General features: G+C 62.9%; 20 protein-coding genes. 10 read left to right on the top strand and 10 right to left on the bottom strand.

All coding sequences use genetic code 11. The annotated features are described in order from the left end of the window. Positions 1 to 3: 3 nt before the first annotated feature. The 7 genes from algG to yaaA form a co-directional block, all read right to left on the bottom strand. Positions 4 to 1563 (bottom strand): mannuronan 5-epimerase AlgG, encoded by a 1560-nt coding sequence (algG, locus tag ACLEJP_RS24680; protein ID WP_440810660.1) that lies wholly within the window; start codon positions 1561 to 1563, stop codon positions 4 to 6. Positions 1564 to 1585: 22 nt separating this feature from the next. Beyond that, the gene (locus tag ACLEJP_RS24675; protein WP_440810658.1) at positions 1586 to 3064 is read right to left on the bottom strand and encodes an alginate export family protein; all 1479 of its coding nucleotides are present in this window, start codon (positions 3062 to 3064) and stop codon (positions 1586 to 1588) included. Then, positions 3061 to 4488: an alginate biosynthesis TPR repeat lipoprotein AlgK gene (gene algK / locus ACLEJP_RS24670; RefSeq protein WP_440810656.1), complete on the bottom strand. Its 1428-nt coding sequence runs from the start codon at positions 4486 to 4488 to the stop codon at positions 3061 to 3063. The genes ACLEJP_RS24675 and algK overlap by 4 nt, the downstream gene beginning before the upstream one ends. Positions 4489 to 4500: 12 nt before the next feature. After that, positions 4501 to 5667 (bottom strand): alginate biosynthesis protein Alg44, encoded by a 1167-nt coding sequence (locus ACLEJP_RS24665; RefSeq protein WP_225779190.1) that lies wholly within the window; start codon positions 5665 to 5667, stop codon positions 4501 to 4503. Positions 5668 to 5703: 36 nt separating this feature from the next. Continuing rightward, the gene (locus ACLEJP_RS24660) at positions 5704 to 7185 is read right to left on the bottom strand and encodes a glycosyltransferase family 2 protein (RefSeq protein WP_225779189.1); all 1482 of its coding nucleotides are present in this window, start codon (positions 7183 to 7185) and stop codon (positions 5704 to 5706) included. An 84-nt stretch (positions 7186 to 7269) separates the two neighbouring features. After that, a complete protein-coding gene (locus ACLEJP_RS24655) occupies positions 7270 to 8586 on the bottom strand; it encodes a nucleotide sugar dehydrogenase (RefSeq protein ID WP_170032492.1) in 1317 nt (438 codons plus the stop codon). An 827-nt stretch (positions 8587 to 9413) separates the two neighbouring features. Next, complete coding sequence (gene yaaA, locus ACLEJP_RS24650; protein ID WP_440810653.1) at positions 9414 to 10193, bottom strand: peroxide stress protein YaaA; 780 nt, start codon at positions 10191 to 10193, stop codon at positions 9414 to 9416. 137 nt (positions 10194 to 10330) lie between these two features. Between yaaA and ACLEJP_RS24645 the strand changes: the two genes are divergently transcribed. From ACLEJP_RS24645 to moaE, 5 genes are all read left to right on the top strand, one after another. Beyond that, positions 10331 to 11467 (top strand): polysaccharide deacetylase family protein, encoded by a 1137-nt coding sequence (locus ACLEJP_RS24645; protein WP_440810651.1) that lies wholly within the window; start codon positions 10331 to 10333, stop codon positions 11465 to 11467. Between the two features lie 272 nt (positions 11468 to 11739). Continuing rightward, the gene (locus ACLEJP_RS24640) at positions 11740 to 13134 is read left to right on the top strand and encodes a PhoH family protein (RefSeq protein WP_114170545.1); all 1395 of its coding nucleotides are present in this window, start codon (positions 11740 to 11742) and stop codon (positions 13132 to 13134) included. Positions 13135 to 13225: 91 nt separating this feature from the next. Next, positions 13226 to 13696 carry a cyclic pyranopterin monophosphate synthase MoaC gene (gene moaC / locus ACLEJP_RS24635; RefSeq protein ID WP_406819908.1) on the top strand — a complete coding sequence of 157 codons (471 nt, stop codon included), beginning with the start codon at positions 13226 to 13228 and terminating at the stop codon, positions 13694 to 13696. Beyond that, positions 13696 to 13941 (top strand): MoaD/ThiS family protein, encoded by a 246-nt coding sequence (locus tag ACLEJP_RS24630; protein ID WP_296230601.1) that lies wholly within the window; start codon positions 13696 to 13698, stop codon positions 13939 to 13941. The genes moaC and ACLEJP_RS24630 overlap by 1 nt, the downstream gene beginning before the upstream one ends. A 2-nt stretch (positions 13942 to 13943) precedes the next feature. Beyond that, positions 13944 to 14390, top strand: coding sequence for a molybdopterin synthase catalytic subunit MoaE (moaE, locus tag ACLEJP_RS24625; RefSeq protein WP_440810649.1), 447 nt, complete (start codon positions 13944 to 13946; stop codon positions 14388 to 14390). A gap of 52 nt (positions 14391 to 14442) precedes the next feature. On the opposite strand, the gene rhlB is transcribed toward moaE, so the two are convergent. Together rhlB and ACLEJP_RS24615 are read right to left on the bottom strand one after the other, a co-directional pair. Continuing rightward, positions 14443 to 15900: an ATP-dependent RNA helicase RhlB gene (gene rhlB, locus ACLEJP_RS24620; RefSeq protein WP_440810647.1), complete on the bottom strand. Its 1458-nt coding sequence runs from the start codon at positions 15898 to 15900 to the stop codon at positions 14443 to 14445. Between the two features lie 100 nt (positions 15901 to 16000). Beyond that, a complete protein-coding gene (locus tag ACLEJP_RS24615) occupies positions 16001 to 16657 on the bottom strand; it encodes an alpha/beta hydrolase (RefSeq protein ID WP_440810646.1) in 657 nt (218 codons plus the stop codon). Between the two features lie 332 nt (positions 16658 to 16989). On the opposite strand from ACLEJP_RS24615, the gene ACLEJP_RS24610 reads away from it, so the two are divergent. The 4 genes from ACLEJP_RS24610 to ACLEJP_RS24595 all read left to right on the top strand — a co-directional run bounded on the left by ACLEJP_RS24610 (position 16990) and on the right by ACLEJP_RS24595 (position 21147). Then, positions 16990 to 18018 (top strand): amino acid ABC transporter substrate-binding protein, encoded by a 1029-nt coding sequence (locus ACLEJP_RS24610; RefSeq protein ID WP_406819904.1) that lies wholly within the window; start codon positions 16990 to 16992, stop codon positions 18016 to 18018. A gap of 67 nt (positions 18019 to 18085) precedes the next feature. Continuing rightward, positions 18086 to 19264 carry an amino acid ABC transporter permease gene (locus ACLEJP_RS24605; protein WP_289130790.1) on the top strand — a complete coding sequence of 393 codons (1179 nt, stop codon included), beginning with the start codon at positions 18086 to 18088 and terminating at the stop codon, positions 19262 to 19264. Positions 19265 to 19274: 10 nt separating this feature from the next. Continuing rightward, entirely contained in the window at positions 19275 to 20372 is a 1098-nt protein-coding gene (locus ACLEJP_RS24600; protein WP_440810644.1) for an amino acid ABC transporter permease, read from the top strand. Between the two features lie 10 nt (positions 20373 to 20382). After that, a complete protein-coding gene (locus tag ACLEJP_RS24595) occupies positions 20383 to 21147 on the top strand; it encodes an amino acid ABC transporter ATP-binding protein (protein WP_170032466.1) in 765 nt (254 codons plus the stop codon). 31 nt (positions 21148 to 21178) lie between these two features. Here ACLEJP_RS24595 and algW read toward each other — a convergent pair whose 3' ends face one another. Continuing rightward, positions 21179 to 22339, bottom strand: a complete 1161-nt coding sequence (algW, locus tag ACLEJP_RS24590) for a Do family serine endopeptidase AlgW (protein ID WP_225779179.1) — start codon at positions 22337 to 22339, stop codon at positions 21179 to 21181. A 168-nt stretch (positions 22340 to 22507) separates the two neighbouring features. Here algW and ACLEJP_RS24585 point away from each other — a divergent pair, with 168 nt between their 5' ends. Beyond that, the gene (locus tag ACLEJP_RS24585; RefSeq protein WP_225779178.1) at positions 22508 to 23266 is read left to right on the top strand and encodes a Nif3-like dinuclear metal center hexameric protein; all 759 of its coding nucleotides are present in this window, start codon (positions 22508 to 22510) and stop codon (positions 23264 to 23266) included. Position 23267: the final 1 nt, after the last annotated feature.

Below are 23267 nucleotides of genomic sequence, written 5' to 3'. Positions count from 1 at the left end.
TCCTTATTCGATCATTTCGGTCTGGCGTTCGACCGGGTCGATCAGCACAGCCTTTTTCTGGCGGACCAGCAGGTCGAGGATTTCGTCCTGGCGCTCACCCAGCACGCCGTTGAGGCTGATGCCGCTGGCCTTGCGTGGGGCGAGCATGGACACCTTGTACAGCTCGACCGACAGCGGCGAGTCGATCGACAGCGGGCCGGAGCCGTTGGCAGCCAGTTCGCCACCGACCAGGATCAGCGATACCTTGGTGTCGAACGGGTCGAGAGCGATGTCACGGTCGGTGTCGGACAGGTCCTTGATGTGGCCGTACACACCCACCAGGCCGTTGGCCATGGCGACGTTCTCGTACAGGCGGATGTTCACGCTGTTACGCACGCGGATGCCGTGGCGGCGGTTGTTGATCAGCTTGTTGCCCCAGATCAGGTTGTCGCCGCTTTCGTACAAGGTGATGCCGTCGGTGTGGTTGCGGTAGATCTCGTTGTAGGCAATCAGGTTGTTGACGCTGTTACGGTCGATCACCACGCCGGAGAGCTTGTTGTCGTAGCTCTTGTTGTTGATGATCCAGCTGTCGTTGACCTCACGCGAAATGATGATGCCGTGCTTCTTCTTGGTGCCGTACACGGTGTTGCCGGCGATGATCAGACGGTGCGAGCGGTCGTGCGGGTCGATGCCGTAGACGATGTTGTCGCGGTAGGTGTTGTCCTTGACCACGAAGTCCTGGGTCTCGTAGCAGTAGAAGCCGTACCACATGTCGCTGAATTCCGAGCCGATGATCCAGCCGGTGGGTTCCGGGCGGCCCATGCGCTTGGCCATGTTCGGCGTGTACTGCGAGATACTCACCCCGTACGACTTGGACTTGGCATAGCCGAAGCTGGCCATCTTGCTGTTGACGATGTAGGTCTCGGTGCCACCCCACGACAGCAGGAACGGGCGGAATTCCTTGGGCGAGCGGAAGGTCGCCGGGCCGTTGTCCTTTTCGCGCCAGGCGGTCACCTGGGTATCGGTGACGAACAGCTTGCCGTCGTTGACCAGGAACGAACCGCCCTCCTGGGACAGGCGCAGCTGCTTGACCTTGCCGTCGATCTCGAGGATGCCCTTCTGCCCGACCACGATCGGCAGGCGCGCCAGGTACACGCCCGGCTCTACTTCGCTGAGGTACTGCCTGGGTACCTTCTTGCTCAGTTCGACCAGGTCGACATGCCCGTCATCGACGAAGATCGCCTGCGGAATGCCATGCTGGCGCTGGACCCACTCGGCTGCCTTGTTGTCGCCACCGACGAACTCCTTGAGGGTGTCCTCCTGGAACATGCGGCGCAGGCTGACCTTGCCCTTGTGACGGCGGTCGATCTTCTTCTGTACCGCCTCGGCGGTGTAGCCGGTCAGGTCGGGCAGCTTTGGCGGGTCCATGTGCAGTGGCTCGACCGGTGCACTGGAGACCGTGTAGGTCTTGGCCTGCTGCAGCTCCTTGACGATCGTCTTGGGCTCGGCGGCGACGGCCAGGCCTGCGGCCAGCAGCAAGGCGCTGGCCAGCAGGCTGTGACGTAGGTGCGGGTGAAGGTTCATAACGGTAAGTCCCCTACCGGCCTCAGAAGCGCCAGATCACGTCGACGAAGGCGCGGTGCATGTACGAGTCCGCTTCCTTGCCGTAGGCGTCGCCCGGCTTGAACACGCCGGCACGCAGGCGCACCAGGGCGGATGGTTCGTCGATGGCCTGGCTCATCGAAGCCGGCAGCAGGCCTTGCTTGAAGTACTTGGTCACGACCACGTCCATTTCCTGGCCAAGGTCTTTTTCGCCATCGACCAGCGGACGGTTCACGCCGTTGTCGTTGACCACCGCGTTGATGCCGCTGGAGCCGATGTTCTGGCTGTCATCGACGCGCCAGAACTTGTGGTAGATGAAGCTGGCGTCGTAGTCGTCGCGCAGCTGCCAGGAGGCGAACAGGGTGGCCGCCTGCAGGTTGCCCAGCTCGCCACGGAAGGCTTCACCGAAGCGGTGCACGCGCGAACGGGTACCGGTGTAGTTGGAGCGGTTGCTCTCCAGACCGGTCTGCTCGTAGTTGCTCGAACCGTCGTCGCCGCCACCGCCGCTGCCGCGGGCGTAGGCCGCACCGACCTGCCACTGCGGGTCGAGGCGCACACGGATGCCAAGGTCGGTGGCCCAGGCGTTGACGTCGCCGCTCTGCTTGCCGGTGGCCACGGTCTGGTCGCCCACCACCTGGCTGCTGAGGGTGTCGCGGTCACCGGTCAGCCAGGTGACACTGCCCCAGTAGTTGACGGTGTGGTCGTTGCGCCAGTTGTAGGCATCGCTGTTGGCTTCCAGGCCCAGCCAGGTCAGGTCGCCGGTGCGGGTCTTGTCCAGCGCATCGACGGTTTCGCCCGGGTTCTTCAGGCTGCCACCGTCATGGGTGTGGTGGGCGCGGACGCCGACCCAGTGGCCAGGGGTCCACTGCGTGGCGACGTTGCCGTAGAGGTGCGTGCGGTCCTTATCTTCCGGGGCCAGCTCGGTGAGGTCGGTACGGTATTCGCTGAAGCGCTGGGCTACGCCCAGGTCGGCCTTGAGCAGGGTGGTATCGAAGGTCCAGTTCAGCGCCTCGATGTTGGTGTCACGCCACATGCCGTCGTCGCTGCGCAGGCGCTGGCGACCGAAACGCAGCTGCTCGCCGGGGTAGGCGGTGAGGCCGCTGTAGCCGACCCAGAATTCGCGCATGGCCAGGTAGCTCTTGTCCTGCTCGCGGCCGTCGGCGGCGGTATCGGTGGTGGTGCCGTCGTCGTTCTGGCGCAGGGTGTCGGTTTCGATGGTGTCGGTGGCAGTGACGGCCTGGCCCATGGCATAGGCGCTCCAGTTGCCGCGCTCGCCATATACCCAAGGGCGCAGGTCGAGGCCCAGGCCGCTGACGTCGCCGCCAGAGCGGGTACCCAGGTCGCGGTCGTCTTCCGACTGGCCGGTGATTTTCACATCCAGGCCGAAGTTCTTTTCAGCGGTCATTTCCGCCAGGGTCGGGCAGGACCACAGCAGGGCGAAGCTCAGGCCGATGCCGGCTTTCACGAAGGGATTGAGCGTCATAGCGAGTCCTCACCGGTTACTTCTTTTTCGTCGTCTTGCAGGGCTTCGATGGCCAGGGTGCTGTTGGCGCCCTGGTTCATGCTGCCGCGGGCCTGCTTCTCCTGCGCCAGCAGGGTCTGCGCCTGGCTGCGCTGGTCAGGCGTGAGTTGCTGGTCGAGTTGCTGCAGCAGTTCAGCGGATTGCGGCGTCGGGTTGGCCTGGGCCAGCTGGGCGAATACCCAGGCATTGCCCGGCTGCGGGCGAATGCCGTGACCTTCGCTGAACAGCTGGGCCAGGGCATAGTCGGCGCTGTTCTGCCCGCCACGGGCGGCGGCCAGCAGGTGGTCGACGGCCTTCTGTGGCTCGACGTTGCCCAGGTAGCCACGGCGGTACAGCTGCCCCAGGTAGTAATGGGCGCTGACTTCGCCAGCGTCGGCGGCGGCCTGCAGATGTTGCTCGGCTTTTTCCGCATCGGCAGGCAGGGTCTTGCCTTCGTAGTAGAGGCGGCCCAGCAACAGTTCGGCGCGTGGCTGTTCAGCTTCGCGGCCTTTGTCGATGTAGGCCATCAGCTGGTCGGTATCGCCCAGCTCGGGGAAGTCGTACACCAGCTGCGCCAGGCTGACCCAGGACGCCGGGTTGGCCGGGGCTACCTGCTCGAGCAGGTCCTTGGCGGTTTTCTCGTCGGTCTGGCCCAGGCTGCGGTCGGCCAGGACACGGGCGACGCTGTCGACCCGGGTGGCCGGTACCGCACCGCGGGCATAGGCAGCCTTGAGCTGGCCGAGCAGGGCAGCCTGCTGGTCGGCCTGTCCACGCTTCTGGTACACGGTGGCCAGTTCGACGTAGCAGATGTCGGTGGCGTCGAGGGCGGCCTTGCAGATTTTTTCCACCTCGCCCAGGTGCTGGTCATAGGTGCCCTGGGTGCGGTACAGCAGAATCTGGGCCAGGCCCGCTTCCGGGTTGCCGGCGGCACGCCACTGGTCGATCTGCTGCTGCGCATTGACCTTGGGGAAGCTCTGCGGGTAGCTCAGGTAGAGCATCGCCAGCGGGATCAGGGTGTTGCCTTCGCCCTGCGCGGCGGCTTGCTTGAGCAGGGTCTCGGCTTCCTCGCGCTCGGCCTGGGTGCTGTCGGGCTTGGCAACCAAGAGGCGGCCAAGGCGCGCCTGGGCCCGCGGCGAGGTCGCTGCCGCGGCGCGGTAGGTGGCCTCGGCTTCCTTGATTTTCGCCGGGTCGCGGGTGGCGACCTTGATATCGGCCAGGCCCACTTGCGCGTCGCTGTAGCCCAGGTCGGCCAGTGCCTTGTAGTTGCGCTCGGCCAATGCCGTGTCACCGCGCTTCATGGCTTCGTTGGCCAGGCGCTGGTCAGGCAGGCCGGCACAGCCGGCCAGGGTGATGGCTGCAGCCAGGGCACACAGGCCCAGGCTCGCGCTTTTCTTGTGGGGAATCATACGACGATCCTCTTACAGCCCACGGGCCATGGCTTTGTCGATCAGCCAGTTCAGCGAAGGGCCACGGTCGCTGTTGACCGAAGCCGGGCGCCCGGCGAGCTCGGCGGGCAGGGTGCTGTCGGGCTTGATCTGCACGCGGATGTCGGAGGCCAGGTCGTCGCTGTTGAGGCTGGCGCTGCTGACGATCTGGCCGGTGCGCACTTCGTCTTCGCCGGCCACCTGGAAGTTGACCCGGGTACCTGGCTTGACCTCGTCGAACTGGCGGTAGCTGAAGCGCGCCTCGACCATCGGGTTGGTGGTGCGCGGGATCAGCTGGAAGATCGGTTGGCCCTTGGCCGCGTACTGGCCGTTGTCCACCAGCTGGCGGGCGACCACGCAATCGCAGGGGCTGGTGAGGGTGCCGGACAGCTGCTTGCCGAACAGTTCCTCGATCTTCGCCGGCTCCAGCTGTGCGTCTTCCAGGTTGCCCTTGAGCATGTCCAGCATGCTGGTGCTGAAGGTGGCCAGTGGCGCACCTTTGGCAATCATTCCGCCGCTGTCGACCAGGCTGCTCACGGTGCCGTCGCGTGGCATGGTGATGTTGGTGGTAGGCACCGCCACCACACCGGCTTCGGCGTGGCTGACGAAGTACATGCCATACAGCGACTTGGCGACAAAGCCGAAGGCGGCGACGCCGACCACGAACACGCCGAGGGTGACGGTGACCGCCTTGAGGCGGCCGAAGGCGCTCAGGCCGCTGCCGCCGTCCTTCTGTTTGCGTGCCTTGGTGAAGTTGTCGCGTTGCAGGGTGCTGAGCACGTCGCCGACGCTGATCAGCTCACCCGACAGGTGCGTGGTGATGATGTGCCGCAGCGTGGCGATGTCGCGTGGCTCGAGATTCTGGAACTGCGCGCCGGTACGGCCGCTGTCCGGGTGGTAGGAGCGCACCTGGAACTCGATGTCCATCGACAGGCCGAGGTTGTCGACCGTGAACTGCAGCCGTCCGCGCAGCACGTCGCCGACCGACAGTGGTTGCTTGGTGTGGAAGCTCAGGCCACCAGCGGAGAGGTCGTCGACCTTCACATCGTGGGCCTGGCGCTGGGCGTCGAGGAAGCGCAGCTTGGCGGGGATGCGAACCCGGGCATGCTGGCGCTGGGCTTCGGACTCATGCACGACGTTGACGTTCACGGCGGTATTCATGTGGTTTGTTCCTGTTAGTTCCGATCCGGGTTGGGCTCACACGACCATGAACAGCACAGCAACGAAGATGCTGGCAGCCGAGAAGGTCATGGTCCGCGAGGACCAGGTGTTGAACCATTGTTGAAAACTGGCGAGGTCACGCTTGAGGGCAGTGGGCTGACGCGTCCAGGACTGCTTGTCGAGGCGGAAGAACACGTAGATCTTCATCAGCGCGCCGATGATCTGGTTGTAATAGAGAATCAGCGGGTAGGCCGGGCCGACGTTGTGGCCGGAGCACAGCAGCATGATGGTGAGGATCAGGCGGGTGATGCCGATCCACAGCAGGTACACCAGCAGGTAGCCCATGCCGAACTTGAGGCTGGCGATTACCGCCACGGTCAGGCCCAGCAGGCTGGTCCACATCGACACGCGCTGGTCGAACAGCACGATGCTGGTGAACAGCCCCAGGCGGCCCAGGCCCAGGCCCAGCGCACGGGAGTTCTGCCGCAGGTTGTTGCCGTACCAGCGGTACATCAGCTTGCGGCTGGCCTTGAAGAAGCTCTTCTCCGGCGGGTGCTCGACCGTGTTGATGGCGGCGTCCGGCACGTAGAAGGTGTCGTAACCCAGGCGCATCAGACTGAACCAGCTGGACTTGTCGTCACCGGTGAGGAACTTGAAGCGGCCCAGGCGCCAGTGCATCAGCGAGTCGCTTTCGACATCGGCGATGAATTCCGGGTTGGTCACCACGCTGGCGCGGAACATCGACATGCGCCCGGTCATGGTCAGCACGCGCTTGGACAGGGCCATCGAGCACATGTTGATATGACGCTGGGCGAAGCGCAGCTTGTGCCACTCGCTCATGATGTAGCCGCCACGCACTTCGCAGAACTCGTTGGTGGTCAGGCCGCCGACGTTGGGGAACAGCTTGAACCACGGTACGGTCTTGCGGACCACGCCGTCGCCCAGCACGGTGTCACCGTCGATCACCGCCACCACGGCATTGTCGTCCGGCAGCATGCGCGAGATGGCGCGGAAGCCATAGGCCAGGCCGTCACGCTTGCCGGTACCGGCGATGCGCACGATGTCCAGTTTGACGTGAGCTGGCGGGTTGTATTTGGCCCACAGGCTTTTCACCAGCAGTTCGTCCGACATTTCCACCAGCGAGCAGACCACGGTAGTGGGGAAGCCACAGTTGATCGCCTCGCGGATCACCGAGCTGTACACCTGGGCGGTGGTCAGGGCTTCGATACGGAAGCTGGTCACCATCAGGTACACGTGCGACGGGTCGGCAGCGCTGCCCATTTTCTGCACCTTGCGACGCAGGTACGGGTACACGCCGTAGAGGAAGATCATGCCGCGAATGAAATGGGTGGCGCCCATGGAATAGCGCCAGATGCCGACTGCGCCGACCAGGAAGATGAAGTGCTTCGACTGCGAGTCGAAGATATCGGCTGGCAGGGCCAGGGCGATCAGCATGAGCAGGCTCATGTAGAGCAGCCACCCGGCGCACTGCAACAGCACTGTCTGGAGCCTTTGCATGTTCAGCATCCGTCGAGAATTCGGGAAAGGGGGGCGACGCAGCTGCCACCGTGGTGGCCGGCAACTGCGCCGCCGGTCCAGCGGTTACCAGCAGATGCCTTCGGTACGGCTGGTCGCGCAGGTTGGCTTGCTCATGAAGCCGACCAGGTCGATCACGTGCTTGCCGGCCGGCGCTTGCTCGGCAAGGGCGCGGAACTGCTCGTCACGGTTGCCCAGGACGATGATGTCGGCGTTGTCGATGACCTTCTGGAAGTCGGCGTTGAGCAGCGACGACACGTGCGGGATCTTCGACTCGATGTAGTCCTTGTTGGCGCCGTGGACACGGGCGTACTGGACGTTCTCGTCATAGATGTCCAGCTGGTAGCCTTTGCCGATCAGGCGCTCGGCCAGTTCCACCAGCGGGCTTTCGCGCAGGTCGTCGGTGCCTGCCTTGAAGCTCAGGCCAAGCAGGGCGACCTTGCGCTTGTCGTGCGCTTCGATCAGCTCGAAGGCGTTCTGCACCTGCGATTCGTTACTGCGCATCAGCGAGTCGAGCAGCGGTGCGCGAACATCGAGGCTGGCGGCGCGGTAGGTGAGGGCGCGCACGTCCTTCGGCAGGCACGAGCCGCCAAAGGCGAAGCCAGGGCGCATGTAGTACTGGGACAGGTTGAGCACCTTGTCCTGGCACACCACGTCCATCACTTCACGGCCATCCACGCCTACAGCCTTGGCGATGTTGCCGATTTCGTTGGCGAAGGTGACCTTGGTGGCGTGCCACACGTTGCAGGTGTACTTGATCATCTCGGCCACTTCGATCGGCTTGCGGATGATCGGTGCATCGAGCTCTTCGTACAGCGCCTGCAGGATGTCGCCGCTGGCGCTGTCCAGTTCACCGATGACGGTCATTGGCGGGTGGTCGTAGTCCTTGATCGCGGTGCTTTCGCGGAGGAACTCCGGGTTCACTGCAACGCCGAAGTCGACACCGGCTTTCTTGCCCGAGCAGTCTTCGAGGATCGGGATCACCACGTTCTTCACGGTACCCGGCAGCACGGTGCTGCGCACCACGATGGTGTGGCGACGGTCGCTGTCACGCAGCACGTAGCCGATCTCGCGGCACACCGACTCGATGTACTCGAGGCCCAGGTCGCCGTTCTTCTTGCTCGGGGTACCCACGCAGATCATCGACACGTCGCTGGCACGGATGGCTTCGGCGAAGTCGGTGGTACCGCGCAGACGGCCATTGGCGATGCCTTGTTGCAGCAGTGCTTCCAGGCCAGGTTCGACGATGGGCGACTTGCCCTGATTGATCAGGTCGATCTTGGTGCTGGACACGTCCACACCGATCACTTCATGGCCTCGCGCCGTCAGGCAGCCTGCACAGACTGCACCCACATAACCCAAACCAAAGATGCTGATACGCATCGCTATCACCTCATGTGTTTATCACGTCGACATCTCCGCAGAGAGCCGGACTGGGTTGATTAACAACAGTTTTCAGGCGCACGGATACATGGCGAATGCACACTTCGCCGAGCGCAGGCAAAATAAATCCGGAGCGCAAAAAGTTATGCACTCAAATGTGGCAGTAAAAAGCCATTAATTAAAAAACGTGCCCTGGAATGCAGCCGTCTTTATTGCAATGCGCTACATGGCGCGTTGCTGTGCTTGTTTTTTCAAGTGGATAAATCCTTTGAAATCAACCACTAGGACGAATTGTAAGGACGCGTCTCTCCTGCGTGGACAGGGGCTTCGGGGGTTCCCGTGATTCCTGTCGAAGTTATCGAGGCAGGCAGTGGATACCTGCTGTTGTCACCTGTAAGTCATCTCTCACAGCCCGTGGGCAGGAAAATCGTTACGGCACTATGAGCGATGGCTCGTAGCAGAAGTTCCTGGGTGGTTCGACGCGGATGAAAGATTTCTAAATATTTTTTCAGTGGTGGCCAGATTTCAATTTGATAGCACGCAGGGGTTTCGCCCCGATATATAAAGGGCGAAACTGTTGCGAGATATTTTTGTGCCAGCATCGAAAAAAATTTTGAAAAATTCGTCAAAAAAGCTACGAACGGTCTTATGGCGTTTAGCTATAAAACCGCTGAAGACGGTTTGTTGGCGTCGGTTTTATGGCGTAATGGCGATATGAAGCGTGCCCTGTTGCAGGGCGGAAGCGGTCGAGGAGGGGGGCTTTTTTTTGCAGGAGCGGCCGTGTGTCGCGCAAGGACCGCTCCTCCAGGAAAATTGCGCTTGCCGGCCTACTCGCCCGGGTGGTCGCGCAGGAATACCAGGTGGTCCGGTTTCGACTGCTCGGCACTGTAGTAGTACCCCTGCACGTCGAACTGCTTGAGCTGCTCCGGGTCATTGATACGCTGCTGGATCACGAAGCGGCTCATCATCCCCCGCGCCTTCTTGGCGTAGAAGCTGATGATCTTGTACTGGCCATTCTTCAAGTCCTTGAAATCGACATCGATCACCCGGGCCTTGAGCGCGCTGCGTTTCACCGCGCTGAAATACTCGTTGCTGGCCAGGTTCAGCAGCAGGTCATCACCTTGATCGGCCAGGGCCTGGTTCAACCATTCGCTGATGCGCGTGCCCCAGAACGCGTACAGGTCCTTGCCGCGCGCATTGGCCAGCTTGGTGCCCATTTCCAGGCGATAAGGCTGCATCAGGTCGAGCGGACGCAGCAGGCCATACAGGCCGGAAAGCATGCGCAGGTGTTCCTGCGCATAGCTGAAGTCGTCCTCGCCCAGGCTTTCGGCATCGAGGCCGGTATAGACGTCGCCCTTGAACGCCAGCAGTGCCTGCTTGGCATTGGCCGGGGTGAAGTCCGGGGTCCAGCTGCCAAAACGCGCGGCGTTCAGGCCAGCCAGTTTGTCGGACAGGTGCATCAGTTCGCTGATCTGCGCCGGCGACAAGTCGCGCAGTTGGCGGATCAATTCCTGGGAGTCGTCCAGGTACTGGGGCAAGGTGTAACGCTCGGTCACCGGCGGGGTATCGTAGTCGAGGGTCTTGGCGGGGGAAATCACCGTCAGCATCGGGTCGGCTCCTGGCATCGTTGGCCGGGAATTCTACGGGCTGGGCGGTGCAAGTCCAAACTATGGCGACGATAGTCACAGACCATGGCCGAAGCAGGCGCTATAGTGCGCGTTTCGCCGTTGCGGAGCTTTCAACCGTGCGCATTGCCTCTGCCTTGCTGGCCGGCCTGCTGAGCCTGGCTGTGCAGGCCGCCCCGTCATCCCAGGTCAGCCTGGACCGCAGCCTGTGGCCCGAGCAGCTGGACAGCCCGGCGCTGTTCGATGTGGCCTCGCGGGCGGAAATCCTTTCGTTCGCCCAGGTGCTGCACGAGAGCGAGCTGCTGGACGACACGGCGTTGGCGACCCGGTTGGGGTTGCGGCAGATAAACATGCAGAAGGTGCGCCTGGTAAGGGCGCACATGTGGCAGCGGTTGTGGCAAGGTTATCAACAGGCGCAGCGCAGCTGCGAGCAGGATGCATCGTTCTGCTACCCGGTTACGTCGATGGCGGAGTTGCGCACCCAGGCAGCGACGTTCGCTGCCGATGTCGGCACGTTTTACACCGGGTGGATCGAGCCCAGCCACCAGTTCCATGTCCAGTACCTCGACGAACAACTGCGCAAGGCCGCGTTGCTGCCACAGACCAGCAGCGAGGTGGAGCGGCTGTCGGCACGCGAGCGCAATGGCGATGAACTGAACGACCGCATGTTCCTGCTGACCTTCGTCGGTGGCCCCGGGCCGCAGGGCGGCACTACCGACCAGCTGGCCACCTACCTGCGCCGACAGAAGCTTGCAGGAACGTTTTTCGTGCTGGGCAACCGCCTGCAACAACGCCGCGACGTCGGTTCGGCAACTGCCTTGCGGCAGCTTTATGGCGGCCAGTGTGTGGGCATCCAGGGCTGGGAATATCGCTCCCATGCGCAGTGGACCGGCTGGCAGGACTCGCTGCGGCGCAGCCAGGCGCGGGTGCAGGCCGACCTGCCGCAGCAGTACGTGCCATTGTTCCGCCCGCCTTACGGGCAACGCCGCGCCGACGGCGAGGCGTTCATGGCCAGCCAGCAACTGCGGGTATCGCTGTGGGACATCGATGCCCAGGATGACGGGGCACTGACGGCGCAGGCCTCGGCGCAGCGGGTGCTGACCTTGATGCTGCTGTGGCGCAAGGGCGTGATCCAGTTCCACGACAGCCTGCCCAAGGCCCAGCCGGCGCTGGACTGGTTGCTGCGCCACACCGCGCAGAGCGGGATCGGCTGGGAAGGTTGCCGCGAGTACGGCTACCGCGAACCAGGGGTGTGACTTCTGACTGTAGTCCCCTCAGGCGCTGCCGCCAAGGGCCCTTCGTCATTCGGCAAAATAAACTTCAAAAAGTCGTAAAAACGCTTTTTCCGGTCATGGTTTTTGCTGTATGAAGAAACCAGACAGCCGATTCCTGCAGCACAGGTGGCGTCATCCAGGCCCACCTAGCCAGGTTCGCTTCCCGCCCGTAACAACGCGGATACGGGGAGAACGGCAGTCACTCTGCGGCGTAACAGAGCACGCCGTGTGGCTTCGACATAAGGTGACCGAGTATGGATGACCAAGGACGCAACCCTTCCTCCAGCAAGCCAATCCTGTATGTGCTCGATACCAACGTCCTGATTCACGACCCCAACGCGTTACTCAACTTCGAGGAGCACCATGTCGCCATCCCGATGACGGTGCTGGAGGAACTCGACAAGCTCAAGGCCGGCAAGCAGAGCATTGCTGCCGAATGCCGCCAGGCCATTCGCCTGATCGACCAGACCCTTGGTGACGCCTCGCCAAGCGATGTCGAGCAGGGCGTACCGATCCAGCGTGGCAAGAGCGGGCCCAAGGGCTTCCTGTCGATCCTGATGACCCCGCGCAACGAGCCCAACAAGCTGCTGCCGGAAAACCTCAACGACAACATCATCATCAACCAGCTGCTCGAAGTACGGGCCCGGCGCACCGACCTGGACGTGGTGCTGGTCACCAAAGACATCAACATGCGCCTGAAGGCGCGGGCGTGTGGCATTGCGGCCGAGGACTACAGCACCGACCAGTTGGTCGATGACGTGTCCTTGCTGTCCAAGGGCTACCATTCGGTCAGCGGTTCGTTCTGGGACCGGGTGAGCAAGGTCGATACCCGCCAGGAGCGTGGCCGCACCTGGCACCGGGTGCAACTGACCGACAACCTGCCGGCGGTGCATGTCAACGAGTTCATCATCGACGAACAGGGCTTCGTCGGCTGGATCAAGGGTATCCGCAACGACGAGCTGTTGTTGCTCGACCTGCACCAGGAGCCGCTGCTGCACCAGGAAGCCTGGGGCCTGAAACCGCGCGACATCCACCAGAGCCTGGCGCTGTTCGCCCTGCTCGACCCGGATATCCACCTGGTCAACCTGACCGGCGCCGCCGGTTCCGGCAAGACCATCCTGGCCCTGGCCGCGGCCATCGAGCAGACCATGGTCAGCAAGCGCTACCGGCGCATCATCGCCACCCGCAGCGTGCAGGGGCTGGACCAGGAGATCGGCTTCCTGCCGGGCACCGAGGCGGAGAAGATGGAGCCCTGGCTGGGCGCCATCACCGATAACCTCGAAGCCTTGCACATGGATGACGAAAGCACCCATGGCAGCGTCGAGTACATCCTTGAGCGTGTGCCGTTGCAGTTCAAGTCGCTGAACTACATCCGTGGTCGCAGCTTCCAGCAAAGCCTGATCCTGATCGACGAGTGCCAGAACCTGACGCCGCACCAGATGAAAACCATCATCACCCGTGCCGGCTCCGGGTCCAAGGTGGTCTGCCTGGGCAACCTGGCGCAGATCGACACCCCCTACCTGTCCGCGACCAGCTCGGGCCTGACCTACCTGACCGAGCGCTTCAAGGACTTCCCCCATGGCGTGCACATCACCTTGCAGGGCGTGCCCCGCTCGGTGCTGGCCGAGTACGCCGAATCGCACTTGTAAAACCCTGCAGCCGGGCAGTTCACTGCCCGGCCCCCTGCTCAAACCTGACCCACAGGTTTACACTGCCAGTTCCCTTCACAGGAGCAGAGCAGTGCTGACACATCTTGATTCCCAGGGGCGGGCCAACATGGTCGACGTCACTGAAAAGGCCGTGACCGAGCGCGAGGCCACCGCCGAAGCACGGGTGCGCATGTTGCCGCAGACCTTGCAGATGATCGTCGACGGCGAACACCCCAAGGGCGATGTGTTCGCGGTAGCGCGCATCGCCGGGATCCAGGCGGCGAAGAAGACCAGCGACCTGATTCCGTTGTGCCACCCGCTGATGCTGACCAGCGTAAAGGTCGAGCTCAACGCCGAGGGGCAGGATGCCGTGCGTATCGTTGCCCGCTGCAAGCTGGCCGGGCAGACCGGTGTCGAGATGGAAGCGCTGACCGCTGCCAGCGTAGCTGCGCTGACGATCTACGACATGTGCAAGGCCGTGGACAAGGGCATGGTCATCGAGCAGGTGCGCCTGCTGGAAAAACTCGGCGGCAAGAGCGGCCACTACAAGGTGGAGGCGTGATGAAGGTCAAGGTGATGTACTTCGCCCGTTACCGCGAACTGCTGGGCCTGGATGTCGAGCGGGTGGAGGGCGCATTCAAGGTGCTGGACGATGTGCGCCAGGCCTTGGTGGCCAAGGGTGGGCAGTACCAGGTGCTGGCCGAGCAGAACCTGATGTGTGCGCGCAACGAAGAGCTGTGCAAGCTCGATGAACCGCTGGAAGAAGGCGATGAAGTAGCATTCTTCCCGCCGGTGACCGGAGGCTGAACATGGCAGTGCGAGTACAGGAGGGCGCGTTCGACCCAGGTGCCGAAACCAATGCCATGCATGCGGCCAATGTCGGTGTGGGCGCGGTGGTGGCCTTTGTCGGCTATGTGCGGGACTTCAACGATGGCCGGGAAGTGGCGGGGATGTTCCTCGAGCACTACCCGGGCATGACCGAAAAGGCCCTGGGCAAGATCGTGGTCGAGGCCGAGCAGCGCTGGCCGTTGCTCAAGGTCGAGGTGCTGCACCGCATCGGTGCGCTGGAACCAGGTGAGCCGATCGTCTTCGTCGGCGTGGCCAGTGCCCACCGCCAGGCGGCGTTTGATGCCTGCAACTTCATCATGGACTACCTGAAGACCCGGGCGCCATTCTGGAAGAAGGAGAACACCCAGGAGGGGCCGCGCTGGGTCGAAGGGAAGCAGAGTGACCAGGAGGCTGCCGGGCGCTGGTAGTCAGGGCCGCGCCGCTCCTGCACTTGCAGGAACGGCGCCGGTATCCGGATCATCAGTGGTGCTTACGCGGCACCGGCTTCAACAGCTCGTCCGGCGGCATCTCGCATTTGATCTTGCGCCCCAGCAGCGCTTCGATCGCCGGCAGCTGGTAGGAGTCATCCTCACCGGCAAAGCTGATCGACACACCACTGGTACCGGCACGGCCGGTGCGGCCAATGCGGTGCACATAGTCGTCCGGGTCTTCCGGCAGGGTGAAGTTGATCACGTGGCTGATGCCATCGATGTGAATGCCACGTCCGGCCACGTCGGTGGCCACCAGCACGGTGATGCGCCCTTCGCGGAAGTTCTCCAGGGTGCGGATACGCTTGTGCTGTGGCACATCGCCTGACAACTGGGCGGCGTTGATGCCGTCGCGCACCAGTTTTTCCTCGATGCGCCGCACTTCATCCTTGCGGTTGGCGAACACCATTACCCGTTCCCACTCGTTCTGGGTCACCAGGTTGTACAGCAGCTTGTACTTGTCGCTGCCGGCCACCGCATACACGTGCTGTTCCACCGTTTCGCTGGCCACGTTTTCCGGCTCGATCTCGACGATGGCCGGGTTGGTGGTCCACTGTTTCGCCAGGTTCATCACGTCGTCGGTGAAGGTGGCGGAGAACAGCAAGGTCTGGCGCTCGCTTTTCGGCGGGGTCTGGCGAATGATCTGGCGAACCTGGGGGATGAAGCCCATGTCGAGCATGCGGTCGGCTTCGTCCAGCACCATGACCTCGACCATGTCCAGGTGCACCTCGCCACGCTGGTTGAAGTCCAGCAGGCGGCCGGGTGTAGCGACCAGGATGTCGCAGTGGCGCGCTTCCAGGGCCTTGAGCTGCTTGTCGAAGTCCATGCCGCCGACGAAGCTCATGACGTTGAGGCCGGTGTACTTGGTCAGGGCGACGGCGTCCTTGGCGATCTGTACCACCAGTTCGCGGGTGGGGGCGATGATCAGCGCGCGCGGTTCGCCCATGTAGCGTTCCTTGGGCGGCGGCGTCTGCTGCAACTGGGAGATGATCGAGATCAGGAATGCCGCAGTCTTGCCGGTACCGGTCTGGGCCCGGCCGATGGCGTCCTGGCCACGCAGGGTATAACCCAGCACCTGCGCCTGGATCGGCGTGCAGTACGGGAAGCCCAGGTCGTGGATGGCGTGCATCAGTTCGTTGGACAGCTTGAAGTCGTGGAAGCGGGTCTTGCCTTCCTGCGGCTCGACCACGAAGTCTTCCGGTTTCCACAGGCTGGCCTGCGGCTTGGGCTTGCGCTCGCGGCGCGGTTTGTCCTTGGCCGGCTTGTCGGCGGCGGGCGCAACGGCAGCAGGTTGTTCCGCCTTGGGCGTAGGGGTGGCGCGTGGGGCGGTCGGTTTGGCCGCCGGCCGGGTCTCGCTGGCAGGCGCAGGCGCCGCCACGCTGGCAGCAGGAGCGACGGCCTGTGGCGCGGCGTCTCCCTTGCCGAATATTTTCTTGAGTGCCTTGAGCACGATCGTCTCATCAACTGGTTAAGGAATGTACGCCGGCAGTGTAATGCAAGATTCAGGCGCGGCGTAGTGGCTTGGGCTTACAACTACAGACGGCTTCTGCTTATTGCAGTTGCCTGGCCAGCCAGCCGTGGATGTCGCCCAACTCTTCGACCACCACTTCGTGCTCCATCGGGTATTCATGCCAGCGGGCGGCAACGCCCCAGGTATCCAGGTACTCGAAAGCGGTGCGGCCCATGGACGGGATCACCACCGGGTCGTGCACGCCATGCAGGCACAGGGCCGGGGTGCGTTGCTGGCAGGCGCTCAGCTGATGCTGGTCATTGAAGGTAGGCGCGTAGGTCGACAGGGCGATCACGCCACCCAGGGCTTCCTGCCACTTTATATAGGCGGTGTGCAGCACCACTGCGCCGCCCTGGGAAAAACCGGCCAGGAAAATTCGCGACAGGCTGACGCCCTTGGCCTGCTCGGCCTTGATCAGGGTAATCACCTGTTCGGCCGATTCCTCCAGTTGCGCTTCGTCGATGGCACGGGCCGGGGTCATGGCCTTGATGTCATACCAGCTGGGCATGGCATAGCCGCCATTGATGGTCACCGGGCGGGTGGGGGCCTGGGGCATGATGAAGCGGGTACTGAGCAGGCGCTCCTGCATGAATTCGGCGACTGGTAGGAAGTCGTAACGGTCGGCACCCAGACCGTGCAACCAGATCACACAAGCGTCTGCGGTTTTCTGCGGTTCGAGAATCAGCGGGTTGGTCATGACTGCTCCGAAAGTGTGCGGGTCTCGTTGTGGCGTGCGTGAAAAGAAGGCGCTGGAAATGATTGTCTGAAAAAGAATGTCGCAACGATACAACTTTCCCTACTTGACTAGCGCTTAAACGCTACAGCCAAACAATCTGGTACGCGCTTTGCAATTCAACCTTCGATGCAAAGGGCAGGCCGTGACGGTAACACCCTTTGCACGCGAAGGCTGTCATAGAACAGCCCATTGCGCCAATTGACCCAATAACAAGCCAATACGGGTCGGATACGCCTCAAAAGGGTGCGGTGCAATTCCGGCTCGATACAACAAGAGCGATTTGGAGGTTGTGAATGAAGATGTTGAAAACCACCCTGGCAGTCCTGACCGCTGCCGCTGCACTGGGCGCCGTGAGCAATGCCCAGGCCGGCGCCACCCTCGATGCGGTAAAGAAGAAGGGCTTCGTCCAGTGTGGCGTGAGCGACGGTCTTCCAGGCTTCTCGGTACCTGATGCGCAGGGCAAGATCGTCGGTATCGACGCCGATGTGTGCCGTGCCGTCGCCGCCGCCGTGTTCGGCGACGCGACCAAGGTCAAGTTCAGCCAGCTCAACGCCAAGGAGCGCTTCACCGCGCTGCAGTCGGGCGAAGTCGACGTGCTGTCGCGCAATACCACCTGGACCAGCTCGCGCGATGCCGGCATGGGCCTGGTGTTCGCCGGTGTTACCTACTACGACGGCGTCGGCTTCCTGGCCAACAAGAAGCTGGGCGTATCCAGCGCCAAGGAACTCGACGGCGCGACCATCTGCATCCAGGCCGGTACCACCACCGAGCTGAACGTGTCGGACTACTTCCGCGCCAACGGCCTGAAGTACACCCCGATCACTTTCGACACCTCCGATGAAAGCGCCAAGTCGCTGGAGTCCGGCCGTTGCGACGTGCTGACCTCGGACAAGTCGCAGCTGTTCGCCCAGCGCTCCAAGCTGGCCGCGCCGGCCGACTACGTGGTACTGCCGGAAACCATCTCCAAGGAGCCCCTGGGCCCGGTGGTGCGCAAAGGCGACGAAGAATGGTTCAGCATCGTCAAGTGGACCCTGTTCGCCATGCTCAACGCCGAAGAGGCCGGCATCACCTCGAAGAACGTCGAGGCCGAAGCCAAAAGCACCAAGAACCCGGACGTCGCCCGCTTGCTGGGTGCGGACGGCGAGTATGGCAAGGACCTCAAGCTGCCCAAGGACTGGGTAGTGCAGATCGTCAAGCAAGTCGGCAACTACGGCGAAGTGTTCGAGAAGAACCTGGGCCAGGGCACCGCTCTGAAGATCGACCGTGGCATGAACGCCCTGTGGAACAACGGCGGCATCCAGTACGCGCCACCTGTGCGCTGATGGCTGCACCCTGCGGCGGCATCCCGCCGCCGCAGGTTGTTCGGAACCCTACTTTCCGGGGCACTTCATGCAAAATCGAATTGGCGCACAAAAGGGGTTATCCCTGAGCGATCCACGTGTGCGTGCGTGGCTGTTCCAGATCCTCACGATAGCCTTCGTGGTCGGTCTGGGCTGGTACCTGTTCCACAATACCCAGACCAACCTGCAACACCGGGGCATCACCTCGGGCTTCGACTTCCTCGACCGCAGTGCCGGCTTCGGCATCGCCCAGCACCTGATTCCCTACGTGGAATCCGACAGTTATGCGCGGGTGTTCGTCATCGGCCTGCTCAACACCCTGCTGGTGACTTTCATTGGCGTGATACTGGCGACCATCCTCGGCTTCATCATCGGCGTGGCACGGCTGTCGTCGAACTGGATGATCAACAAGCTGGCGACGGTGTACGTGGAAACCTTCCGCAACATCCCGCCGTTGCTGCAGATCCTGTTCTGGTACTTCGCCGTGTTCCTGACCCTGCCGGGGCCGCGCGGCAGCATCAACCTCCAGGACACCTTCTTCATCAGCAACCGTGGCCTGAACATGCCCGGGGCGACCATGGCCGACGGCTTCTGGCCATTCGTCATCGCCCTGGGGCTGACCGTGCTGGCCATCGTCGCGATGGTGCGCTACGCCAACAAGCGCTTCGACGAAACCGGCGAGCCATTCCACAAGTTCTGGGTGGGGCTGGCGCTGTTCATCGCCATTCCGGGGGCCTGCGTCCTGCTGTTCGGCAGCCCGGTGGTCTGGGAAGTGCCGCAATTGAAAGGATTCAACTTCGTCGGTGGCTGGGTGCTGATCCCCGAGTTGCTGGCGCTGACCCTGGCATTGACCATCTATACCGCCGCGTTCATCGCCGAGATCGTGCGTTCCGGTATCCGTTCGGTCAGCCATGGCCAGACCGAGGCCGCGCGCTCGCTGGGCCTGCGCGAAGGCCCGACCCTGCGCAAGGTGATCATCCCCCAGGCACTGCGGGTAATCATTCCGCCGTTGACCAGCCAGTACCTGAACCTGGCGAAGAACTCGTCGCTGGCGGCCGGTATCGGCTACCCGGAGATGGTCTCGCTGTTCGCCGGTACCGTACTCAACCAGACCGGCCAGGCCATCGAGGTGATTGCCATCACCATGAGTGTCTATCTCGCCATCAGCATCAGCATTTCGCTGCTGATGAACTGGTACAACAAGCGCATTGCGTTGATCGAGCGGTGAGGATACGCCAGTGAATGCCCATGTTTTCAAACCCGACATGCCGCCACCGGTGAAAACCGTCGGCGTGCTCGCATGGATGCGTGCCAATCTGTTCTCCAGCTGGCTTAACACGCTGCTGACCCTGTTCGCCATCTACCTGGTGTGGCTGATCGTGCCGCCGTTGCTGCAGTGGGCGTTGCTCGAAGCCAACTGGGTCGGTACTACCCGTGCCGACTGCACCAAGGAGGGCGCCTGCTGGGTGTTCGTGCAGCAGCGTTTCGGCCAGTTCATGTATGGCTACTACCCGGCCGAACTGCGCTGGCGCGTGGACCTGACCGTGTGGCTTGCCGTACTGGGCGCCGCGCCATTGTTCATCAAGCGTTTCCCGCGCAAGGCTGTCTATGGCCTGGGTTTCCTGGTGCTGTACCCGATCCTCGCCTACACCCTGCTGCACGGCGGCGTGCTGGGCCTGGAGAATGTACCGACCAGCCAGTGGGGCGGGCTGATGCTGACCCTGGTGATCGCCACCGTGGGTATCGTCGGTGCCTTGCCGCTGGGCATCCTGCTGGCCCTCGGGCGCCGTTCGAGGATGCCGGCGGTGAAGGTGGTATGCGTCACCTTCATCGAGTTCTGGCGCGGCGTGCCGCTGATCACCGTGCTGTTCATGTCATCGGTGATGCTGCCGTTGTTCCTGCCCGAAGGCATGAGCTTCGACAAGCTGCTGCGGGCGATGATCGGCGTGATCCTGTTCCAGTCGGCGTACATCGCCGAAGTGGTGCGTGGCGGCCTGCAGGCCATCCCCAAGGGCCAGTACGAAGCGGCCGCGGCCATGGGCCTGGGCTACTGGCGGGCGATGGGCCTGGTGATCCTGCCGCAGGCGCTCAAGCTGGTGATCCCCGGCATCGTCAATACCTTCATTGCCCTGTTCAAGGACACCAGCCTGGTGATCATCATCGGCCTGTTCGACCTGCTGAACAGCGTCAAGCAAGCCGCCGCCGACCCGGCCTGGCTGGGCATGGCCACCGAGGGCTACGTGTTCGCGGCCCTGGTGTTCTGGATTTTCTGTTTCGGTATGTCCCGCTACTCCATGCACCTGGAGCGCAAGCTGGACACTGGCCACAAGCGTTAGGAGTTTCGAAATGAGTGAAGCGATCAAGCAGCCTGCCGGCCCCGAAGGCATCATCCAGATGCAGGGCGTGAACAAGTGGTACGGCCAGTTCCATGTGCTCAAGGACATCAACCTGAACGTGCGCCAGGGTGAGCGCATCGTGCTGTGCGGGCCGTCGGGCTCGGGCAAGTCCACCACCATCCGTTGCCTCAACCGCCTGGAAGAGCACCAGCAGGGACGCATCGTGGTCGATGGTGTCGAACTGACCAACGACCTCAAGCAGATCGAGGCCATCCGCCGCGAAGTGGGCATGGTGTTCCAGCACTTCAACCTGTTCCCGCACCTGAGCATCCTGGAGAACTGCACGCTGGCGCCGATGTGGGTACGCAAGATGCCGCGGCGCAAGGCGGAAGAAATTGCCATGCACTACCTGGAGCGCGTGCGCATTCCGGAGCAGGCGCACAAGTACCCGGGGCAGTTGTCCGGTGGCCAGCAGCAGCGTGTGGCGATTGCCCGTGCGTTGTGCATGAAGCCGAAGATCATGCTGTTCGACGAACCGACCTCGGCGCTGGACCCGGAAATGGTCAAGGAAGTGCTCGATACCATGGTGGGCCTGGCCGAGGATGGCATGACCATGCTCTGCGTAACCCACGAGATGGGCTTTGCCCGGACCGTGGCGAACCGGGTGATCTTCATGGACAAGGGCGAGATCGTCGAGCAGGCGTCGCCGGATGACTTCTTCGACCGGCCGCGCAGTGACCGGACCAAGTTGTTCCTGAGCCAGATCCTGCATTGATGCAAAAGGGGCCGCAAAGCGGCCCCGTTCCTTACTTCTCTTCGTTGGCCACCGCCGGCGCTGGCGGCGGCCGCAGCCCCACCTCGGCAACCAGCTTCAGCTGCTGCCCGTTGCGCATCACTTCGATGGTGATTTTCTCGTTGGGCTTGATCCGCGCCACCTGGTTCATCGACTTGCGCCCGTCGCCGGCCGGCTCGCCGTTGATGCTCAGGATCACGTCACCCAGCTGCAACCCGGCCTTTGCCGCCGGCCCCTCGCGGAAGATACCCGCCACGACGATGCCCGGGCGGTCCTTCATGCCGAACGATTCGGCCAGTTCCTGGCTCAGCGGCTGCACTTCGATGCCCAGCCAGCCACGGATCACCTGGCCGTGCTCGACGATCGACTTCATTACCTCCAGCGCCAGTTTCACCGGGATGGCGAAGCCGATGCCCTGTGAGCCGCCGGACTTGGAGAAGATCGCCGTGTTGATGCCGATCAGGTTGCCGTTGGCATCCACCAGTGCACCACCGGAGTTGCCTGGGTTGATCGCCGCGTCGGTCTGGATGAAATCTTCGTAGTTGTTCAGCCCCAGCTGGTTACGCCCAGTGGCACTGATGATGCCCATGGTCACGGTCTGGCCGACCCCGAACGGGTTGCCGATGGCCAGCGATACGTCGCCGATGTGAATGGTGTCGGAGCGGCCGATGGTGATCGCCGGCAGGTTCTTCAGATCGATCTTCAGCACCGCCAGGTCGGTTTCCGGGTCGCTGCCGATGACGCGGGCCAAGGTCTCGCGACCGTCCTTCAGCGCCACCACGATCTGGTCGGCGCCGCTGGTCACGTGGTTGTTGGTCAGCAGGTAGCCCTCGGGGCTCATGATCACGGCCGAGCCCAGGCTTGATTCCCAGCGGCGCTGTTTGGGCAGGTTGTCACCGAAGAAGCGGCGGAACTGCGGGTCTTCGAACAGCGGGTGCGAGCTCTTGTTCACCACCTTGGTGGTGTACAGGTTGGCGACCGCCGGGGCGGCCAGGGTCACGGCGTCGGCATAGGACACCGGGCCCTGCATGATCCGTGAGGTCTGCGGGGCCTGTTGCAGGTTGACGTCCTGGCTGGGCAGGCCGACCCATTCCGGAAAGCGCTGGATGATCAGCATGGCGACCAGTACGCCGGTAAGCAGGGGCCAGCCAAAGTAACGCAAAGCCTTGAACATGAACGAATCCTGGAAAGAGCGAAGACCGGTGGGCGCACGGTGGGGCATGAGCGCGCGCGATCATACACCGGTTCCCCCAGTGCCGGCGACGGCCCATAATGGCCGGCATTATACGGGCGTTGCATGGGCGTTGTGCCCGATAAAAACGCAGATTTCGAGGAGATTTTCATGGCCGTCGCTCTGAACACCCTGGTCGAGGAAGCCGAGCGTTACCTGGGCAGCGCGAAGATCCAGGATTACTGCCCCAATGGCCTGCAGGTCGAGGGCCGGCCGCAGGTCAGTCGCATTGTCAGCGGAGTCACCGCCAGCCAGGCGCTGCTGGATGCCGCGGTCGAGGCCGAGGCCGACCTGGTGCTGGTGCACCATGGCTATTTCTGGAAGGGCGAGAACCCGTGTGTCACCGGTATCCGCCAGCGCCGGCTGAAAACCCTGCTGAACAACGATATCAGCCTGCTGGCGTTCCATCTGCCGCTGGATGTGCACCCGGACGTGGGTAACAACGTGCAATTGGCGCGGCAACTGGACATCACCGTCGAAGGTCCGCTGGACCCGGAAAACCCCAAGGTGGTCGGGCTGGTCGGTTCGCTGGCCGAGCCGCTGACCGCACGCGACTTTGCCCGTCGTGTTCAGGAAGTGCTGGGGCGCGAGCCGTTGCTGGTCGAGGGTGAGCAGATGATCCGCCGGGTCGGCTGGTGCACCGGCGGTGGCCAGGGCTACATCGACACCGCGATTGCCGCCGGGGTCGACCTGTACCTGACCGGGGAAGCCTCCGAGCAGACCTACCACAGCGCACGCGAGAACGGGGTCAGTTTCATTGCGGCCGGGCACCACGCCACCGAGCGCTACGGGGTACAGGCGCTGGGCGATTACCTGGCGCGGCGGTTTGCCGTCGAGCATCTGTTCATCGATTGCCCGAACCCGATCTGAC

Source organism: Pseudomonas sp. SMV7, assembly GCF_052041995.1.
Lineage (GTDB): Bacteria > Pseudomonadota > Gammaproteobacteria > Pseudomonadales > Pseudomonadaceae > Aquipseudomonas.
The sequence above is the reverse complement of the archived record's forward strand: the minus strand, read 5'-3'. Positions and strand labels throughout refer to the sequence as shown.